Raw genomic sequence first — 3490 nt, forward strand, 5'->3', positions numbered from 1 at the left:
GCGATGGCCTCCATCAACTCCGCCGGCGGCGGGGTGGTGGGCTGGCTGGTGACCCTAAGAATGATCATGTATCGCATCGGACGTCTCCTTCGATCCAGTTCGGGGCCGGCTCTCGGGTGTTCCTCTCGGCCCTCTGCTCACGCTTCGAACGAGACCACCCCGATTCGACAACCCGCTCAAATCTTTTTCAAGATCTTTTAGCACCACTGTGCGGCGCTCGGCGCCGCCGCGGTCGGGTCGGCCACGGCAAGCCCGTCCAGGCCCGCCACCAGCCGCTGCCACGCCTGCCGGTAACCCAGTTCAGCGAACCGGAACGCTTAACCACCTGGCAGCGCGACTAGGCTTCTGGCCGGTAGCGTCCCAAGATCACCTCAGGAGTGACCGTGCGGAAAGCCCTGCTCGCCTTCGGAGTTGTCGCAGTCCTGGGAGGCAGCGCGGCACCGGCGCAGGCAGCCGACAAATACCATGGCTACGCCGAGCTCGCTGCGCACGAGGCCGAGGGTAAGGACTACCGTCTCGTCCAGCGGCTCCCCCGCGGGGCGCAGGCGGCGCACATCGCCATCCACGGCGGCGCCATCGAAGCCCCCACCACCCAGCTCGCCGACCACGCGGCCAAGACCGGCGACCACGCCTTCTACTCCTTCGAGGGCATCAAGCCCGCCGGCAACTCCGCCCTGCACCTCACCTCCACCCACTTCGACGAGCCGAAGGGGGTCGGACTGGTCGCCAAGGTCGGCTACACCATCTCCTGGCACGGCACATCCGGCGCTGAGGCGACCACATACGTGGGCGGCCGCGACGCCGCGCTGATCAGGGCAGTCACCGCCAGGCTCCGCACCGCCGGGTTCAGGGTCGCCACCTCGGTGCCCAAGGAGATCGGCGGGGACAGCTCACGCAACATCGCCAACAGAAACCTCAGGCACAGGGGCGTCCAGCTCGAACTCTCCAAGGGCCAGCGCGAGCAGTTCTTCAAAAACGGGAAGCTGGCCCGCTCCTGGATCGAAAACCCGGCCAACCGCACCCCAGCGTTCTACCGCTACACCGCGGCGGTCAACCATGCCCTGGCCTCGGTCCTCGCACGCCCCGGCCAGTAACCGCAGGGCCCCCGCGCATAGGCGATGCCCTCCCGCCCGGGCGTGGCGGCACTACGGCTCACGCCCGGAAGGTGAGCGTGAGCCGTACAACAAGATGCGAGAACTACTCCTCAGTCGGGGCCAAGCCCGTCTGGCAGGCGGCCCACTCGGACGGGTCACCCAGCTTGACGTTGGTGCCGCCGATGCCGCAGTAGCCGCCGGGGTTCTTGTAGAGGTACTGCTGGTGATACTGCTCGGCGAAGTGGTAGTCGCCGGCGGGGGCGATCTCGGTGGTGATGGCGCCGTAGCCGGAGTCGGTGAGGACCTTCTGGTAGGCGTCACGCGAGGTCAGGGCGGCCTTCTCCTGCTCGGGTGAGTGGAAGTAGATCGCCGAGCGGTACTGCGTGCCAACGTCGTTGCCCTGGCGCATGCCCTGGGTGGGGTTGTGCGACTCCCAGAAGACGCGCAGCAGTTCCTCGTAGGACACCCGGGCCGGGTCGAAGACGACGCGGACGAGTTCGGTGTGACCGGTCTGGCCGGTGCAGACCTCCTCGTAGGTCGGGTTCGGGGTGTAGCCGCCCCCGTAGCCGACGGAGGTGGAGACCACACCCGGGGTCTGCCAGAAAATGCGCTCGGCGCCCCAGAAACAGCCGAGGCCGAAGTCCGCGATCTCACTCCCCTCGGGGTACGGCGGAGCCAGCGGGGCGTCGAGAACCTCATGACGCCCGGGCACCGCCATCCTGGTGGCACGGCCCGGCAGCGCGTTCTCCGGGGACACCATGGAAGTCTTGTCCTTGCCGAACAGCCAGCCCATTGCGAACCTCCTCCTGACACGTTCTCACCAGGAAGCAACCGAGGGCGACTCCCCCGTGTTCCCACAAGTGTTTCTTAACTGATCGAAAAGCACAGCTAAATTGTGTTAAATCGAGTAAGGAGTAAAGATAGGGGTCATGCCTGAAACACGCCGTGGAGTTCTCTACGGGATCGCCGCCTACGCAATGTGGGGCCTGTTCCCGCTCTACTGGCCGCTCTTGAAGCCCTCCGGCGCCCTGGAGATCCTGGCCCACCGCATCGCCTGGTCCCTGGTCGCCGTCGTCGCCATCCTGGCGGTGCGACGCCACTGGTCCTGGTTCCGCGAGCTGCTGCGCACCCCGAAGAAGATCGGCCTTCTCACCCTGGCCGCGGCGCTCGTCACCGTCAACTGGGGCGTCTACATCTACGCCGTCAACACCGGGCACGTGGTCGAGAGCGCGCTCGGCTACTTCATCAACCCCCTGGTCAGCGTGCTCTTCGGCGTTCTGCTACTGAAGGAGCGGCTGCGGCCGTGGCAGTGGGCCGCGGTGGGGCTGGGCGCGGTGGCGGTGGTCGTGCTGACCGTGGACTACGGGCGGCCGCCGTGGATCGCGCTGGCGCTGGCCGCCAGTTTCGGCACCTACGGCCTGATCAAGAAGATCGCCGGGGTGGGTGCGGCGGAGAGCATGACGATCGAGACGCTGGTGCTGCTGCTGCCCGCGCTGGGCTACCTGGCCTACCTGGGACAGCAGGGGACGAGCACGTTCGGCAACTGGGGCGCGGGCCACGCGCTCCTGCTGGCCGGAGCGGGTGTGGTCACCGCCGTTCCGATGCTCTGCTTCACCGCCGCCACGCTTCGGGTACCTCTCACCACGATCGGCCTGCTGCAGTACATCGCCCCGATCCTGCAGTTCCTGTGCGGGGTGGTCGTCATGCGCGAGGTCATGCCGCCCAGCCGCTGGGTGGGGTTCGCCATCATCTGGCTGGCGCTGTCGGTCTTCACCTGGGACAGCCTCAGGACGGCCACTCAGGCCCGCCGCGCACCCAAGCAGGTAGCCGTACAGAACGCCTCATAAGCCTCAGGAGCCGCGTACGGCGAGGACCAGGGGAGTGAAGACCGGGTCGACGCCCGCCTGCTCCAGCGCGGCACTCAGGGAGCGCTCGTAGGTGGGCGTGGCACCGGCCAGGCGGATGCGCCCCTCGTCGGTGATCACCGAGTAGACGCCGCGCCGGTCGTCCGAGCAGAGGTTGCGCCGGGTCATCCCGGCCCCTTCGAGACGGGCGACCAGGCGGGTCACCGAGCTCTGGTTGAGCCCCACCGCCTCGGCGAGTTCCTGCATGCGCATGGAGCCGTCGGGGACGGCGGCGAGCTGGATCAGTGCGCGGTACTCCGACAACCCCAGGCCGTGACCGCGCTGGAGTGCCTTGGCCAACTCCGCCTCCACGCGTGCGTGCAAGAGAGCGAAACGGTCCCACGACATGGTGATTCCTCCTGGAGTGTGCTATCCGGGGGGAGTCTACATGCACATACATTATTTGCTTTGCCCTGCAAGTAATATCGTGGAAGATACACGAAAAACCCGGCTCGGCGCTGTCGCCGGGCCGGGCTGGGTCCTGTCCTGGAC

The 3490-nt window shown here is 67.2% G+C and carries 4 protein-coding genes; 2 read left to right on the forward strand and 2 right to left on the reverse strand.

From position 1 onward, the window contains the following. Window positions 1-383 precede the first annotated feature (383 nt). Window positions 384-1094 carry a poly-gamma-glutamate hydrolase family protein gene (locus tag ABZ260_RS48690; protein WP_355632112.1) on the forward strand — a complete coding sequence of 237 codons (711 nt, stop codon included), beginning with the start codon at window positions 384-386 and terminating at the stop codon, window positions 1092-1094. A gap of 103 nt (window positions 1095-1197) precedes the next feature. Here ABZ260_RS48690 and msrA read toward each other — a convergent pair whose 3' ends face one another. Next, window positions 1198-1887 (reverse strand): peptide-methionine (S)-S-oxide reductase MsrA, encoded by a 690-nt coding sequence (gene msrA, locus ABZ260_RS48695; RefSeq protein ID WP_355632115.1) that lies wholly within the window; start codon window positions 1885-1887, stop codon window positions 1198-1200. 136 nt (window positions 1888-2023) lie between these two features. Here msrA and rarD point away from each other — a divergent pair, with 136 nt between their 5' ends. Then, complete coding sequence (rarD, locus tag ABZ260_RS48700; protein ID WP_355632118.1) at window positions 2024-2941, forward strand: EamA family transporter RarD; 918 nt, start codon at window positions 2024-2026, stop codon at window positions 2939-2941. A 3-nt stretch (window positions 2942-2944) separates the two neighbouring features. On the opposite strand, the gene ABZ260_RS48705 is transcribed toward rarD, so the two are convergent. Further along, a complete protein-coding gene (locus ABZ260_RS48705) occupies window positions 2945-3346 on the reverse strand; it encodes a MarR family transcriptional regulator (RefSeq protein WP_355550010.1) in 402 nt (133 codons plus the stop codon). Window positions 3347-3490 lie beyond the last annotated feature (144 nt).

Origin of the sequence: Streptosporangium sp. NPDC006013 (assembly GCF_040614275.1) — a bacterium.
Lineage (GTDB): Bacteria > Actinomycetota > Actinomycetes > Streptosporangiales > Streptosporangiaceae > Streptosporangium.